Source organism: Thermoanaerobaculia bacterium (genome assembly GCA_035717485.1).
GTDB lineage: Bacteria > Acidobacteriota > Thermoanaerobaculia > UBA5066 > DATFVB01 > DATFVB01.
In genome coordinates, this window is sequence record DASTIQ010000142.1 from 1 (window position 1) to 4036 (window position 4036).

Here is a 4036-nt window from a genome sequence, read left to right on the forward strand (position 1 = left end):
AGAGGGCCCGCGCCTCGGCGATCTTTCCGAGTCCCAACTCCGCCCGCGCCTCTTCCGCGAGCGAGATTGCTCCGTTGCCGGTCTGCCGGAGATCGGCAAAGACCCGAGCGGCCTGTTGCGCCATCGGCGCGGCTTCCGGAAAGCGCCCTTCCACGTTGCGAAGCTGCGCGATCAACATCTGCGTTTCCGCCGCCACGTCCTGGAGTCCGAGCGCGCGCCGTCCGGCGAGCGCCGTTTCGTAATGCGTCTCGGCATCGGAAAACCGGCCCTCCTCGGTGAACACGTTCCCCAGATCGTTCTCGTGAGTCGCGGCGCCGTCGGGATCGCCCAGCTTCTTCGAAAGCGCGAGCGCCTTCTCGTAATTTCCCCGGGCCTCCTCGAGATGCCCCTGGGCCAGGCGCGTGTCTCCGAGAGACCCGATGCCGTAGGAGAGGTATCCGTCGTCGCCGATTCTTCGACTGATCCCGACGGCCTCTTCCTGGAGCGCGAGGGCCCGGTCGAACTGGCCCTGGTCCGCAAGAATATTTCCCCGGGCGTTCAAGCCCCAGATGATTCCTTGCGGGTCGTTGATGTTCCGATTGATCTCGAGGGCCTGACCGTCCTCGCGGAGAGCGGCGTCGACATCGCCCCAGTACCAGTCGAGGAAGGCGAGGTCGCTCGCCGCGTGGGCTTCGCCCTTCCGGTTGCCGATCCGGCGAAAGGTTTCCCGAGCCTGGAGCCAGAGGATCCGCGCGGCGTCGTAGCTTCGTTCGTCGCCCGCGATCTGGATCAACGCCTCGGCTTCGCCGTTGCGATCGCCCGCCTTCCGAAACAGCGCCGCCGCCTCCTCGCGAGCCTGCCGCCCCGCCGCCCTCCCTCCGAGAGCACCGGAAGCCGCCGCCTCGCGGAGCCGGGCCTCGGCGAGGAGCAGGGTCGAACCGTTCCGCCGCGCCTTCCCGGCTGCCGCCTGGCTCGCCGCGAGCTCTTCCCGCCATTTCGACAGGGCCGCGAAGGCGTCCGCGCGGGCAAGATCGATCCGAGGATCGTCGCGAGCCGGCACCGGAAGCGCGCCGAGCGCGGAGAGCGTCGTGAGCGCCTCCCGGCCGCGTCCGCCGGCGATCTGGGCCGCCGCCAGACGAAGGCCCGCCTCCAGGTCGTCCGGATGCGATCGGAGGATGGAAGCGTTGAGGCTCTCGGCCCGCTCCCACTTCTTTTGCGCTTCGGCCAGCCGCGCTTCGGCGGCGGCGTAGGCCGCCGGCGCCGATCGGCTGGCGAGGCGGAAGGCTTTCTCCGCCTCGGTGAGCGCCTTCTCGTCGTATCCGAGCGCCGACCATGTTCGCGAAAGCGCCTCGTGCGCCGGCCCGAAGCCGGGCTCGACCCGGATCGACGTCTCCAGCAGGGAGCGCGCGCCGAGTGCATCGAACCCCCGGAGTTTCGCGAGCCCCTCGGCGTAGGCGCGGGCGGCCCCCCGATCGTTGGGAAGCGCGGCGGCAGCGCGGTCGGCTTCGGAGGAAGAGGCAGCCTCGAGGCCGAGCTCCGCGCGCAGGGCGCCTCCCGCCGACGAAACGAGCTTGAACAGATCGCCTTCGCTTCCCGTTTCCGTCACCGTGGCGAGGGACTCGCCGGTCGCCGTGTCCTGCAGCGTCATGTCGAAGCGGATCTCCTCGCCGTCGTGAGAAGAAATGGCGACGTAGGAGCCCGAGAGAACGAGGTCGGCGGCGAGACTCGCGCGAAGGTTCGCCAGGGTCTCGCGCGAGAGCGTCCCCGCAGTCGCCGGGTTCCGGATGCCGCTGAGCCGCGCCACATTTTCCGCCGGGACGAGGCGGAGTTTCTCGCCCCCCGCGAGCTCGGCCGAGATCATCTCGGAGACTGCGGTCGAGAGCCATCCCGCATCGGAACGGCCGGACAGGTTCTGGAACCCGAGCACGGCCACGCTTCGGCGGGCGGGAACCGCGGCGGGAACCGCGGCGCCGGCGGGTTGCGCCGCCATCGCGCGAACGGGCTTCTTTCTTGCCAGGAGAACGGCCAGGGCGAGCGCGATGGCCAACGCCGTCGCCGCCGCGACTCGTCCGGCGAGCGGCGTTCTTGGGCGCGAGGGATGCGTAACGGCCGCGGAACCGTCGGCGGTCGAGAGCGGCGCCGATTCGGTCGTCGACGGGCCTGGCGCGACCCGCCGGAGAGCCGCGACGAAGCGATACCCCGCCTTCGGTACCGTCTCGATGTAGCGGTTCTCCCCCTCAGCCTCGCCGAGCGCCCGGCGGATCAGCCAGATGTTCTTGGTGAGATTCCCTTCCTCGACGGCGGTACCGGGCCAGAGGGACGCCATCAACTCGCCCTTCGTGACGATGTGGCCCGTGTTCTCGACGAGGAGGACGAGCGTGTCGAAGACCTTGGGGGGCAGAGCGACGGCGCTCCCGCCGTTCCAGAGCCGGCGCTCGCGCCCCTCCAGCCGGAAGGGGCCGAACTCGTAGACACCGTTGGAAGCGCTGGGCTTGTTCGCGGCGGTCATGGGCGTGTCTGGAAAAAATCCATCGAGAACCCAGAGAAAAGGCCAAGACGAATTATTTCACGGAAGGCGATCCTGCGCGGCAGCACGGGAGAGGTTCCGATCGCCGCACGGCCGATCTTGAAAGAGGAGGGAGCGTCAATGAGTGGCTCGATGGTTATTCGAAGAACGATTCTCGTGGTGGCGGCCTTGCTGTCGGCCCCCGCGGTCCAGGCGGGCTTTCCATCGACCGAGTCGTTCCTGCCGGCCGTCGGGCGGATCGCCGGCCGGTACGGAGCGCAGTTCTACACGACGGTCTGGGCGACGAACCTCACGTCCGCGCCGGTTTCGTTCACCTTCGATTTCCTGAAACAGGGGCAGGCCAACGACAGCCCGGCGTCGTTTGCCGACACGCTGGCTCCGGGCCAGACGAAGGTCTACGAGGACGTCGTCGAGACGAAACTGAGCCTCACGTCGGCGCTCGGGGCGGCGCGGGTGACGTCCACCGGTGAAATCCTGCTGGCCGAGCGGATCTACAACCGGGAGCCGGGAGACGATCTCGGCAAGACCGAGGGTCTCTTCTTCGCGGGCATTCCCAAAACCCTCTCGATCTCGCTCGGCCAGTCGGCGTCGATCCAGGGGATCGATCAGTGGGGGTCGGAGAACTTCCGGTACAACTTCATGGTCGTCGAGACCGGAGGGGGATCCCCCACCGTCAACGTCCAGCTCTTCGACGCGGACGGAGCGCTCCTGGGGCAGAAGGCCTACGAACTCCAGCCGTACGAGCAGATCCAGCCCAACGTGGCCGACCTCTATTCGAGTATCGCGACGACGAACGCCCGAATCACAGCGACCGTCACCGGAGGGACCGGCTCGGTCCTGATCGCGGGGGCGCAGATCGCCAACGAGTCTCAGGACCCGACCGGATTCGAAATGAGCTTCCCGGACGTCTTCGGCGGCGTGACGAGCCTGAACGGGTTGACGGGAGCACTGACGCTCGAGGCCGGCAGCAACATCTCGATCACTCCCGACGGATCGAGCGCCCTGAAGATCGACGCCACGGTGGCGCAGGGCCCCGCGGGACCCCGGGGCGCCACGGGCGCGACGGGGCCGGCAGGGCCTCCGGGACCGATGGGCGCAACGGGGGCAGTCGGCCCTCCGGGGCCCCAGGGAATCCCGGGCTCTTCGGGAACGCTGCCTTCGGGCTCCTTCGTCTTAGGAACACTCGGCGATACGACGCTGACCGGCGCCGGCTTCCGGGAGGTCGCTCCGTATGTCTCCGATTTCTGGACCGCGACTTCGACGATCAACGCCCCCTCCGGGCGCGACCAGCACATCGCCGTCTGGACCGGATCGAAGATGATCGTCTGGGGCGGGTTCGACGGGACGTCGGCCGTCAATACCGGCGGAATCTACGACCCGGTCACGGACTCCTGGACGGCGACCTCGACGGTCAACGCTCCCTCCGCACGGGGCGTCGGCGAGGCGATCTGGACCGGCACGAAGATGATCGTCTGGGGCGGAACTGCCGACGGGATCACCTACTTCAATAACGGGGGAATTTACGATCCC

The 4036-nt window shown here is 68.4% G+C and carries 2 protein-coding genes; one reads left to right on the forward strand and one right to left on the reverse strand.

Annotated elements, in window-relative coordinates:
- Positions 1-2488, reverse strand: a 2488-nt coding sequence (locus VFS34_07365) for a tetratricopeptide repeat protein (protein ID HET9794264.1), incomplete at its 3' end; no start/stop codon positions are given.
- Between the two features lie 150 nt (positions 2489-2638).
- Here VFS34_07365 and VFS34_07370 point away from each other — a divergent pair.
- Positions 2639-4036, forward strand: a 1398-nt coding sequence (locus VFS34_07370) for a kelch repeat-containing protein (GenBank protein HET9794265.1), incomplete at its 3' end; no start/stop codon positions are given.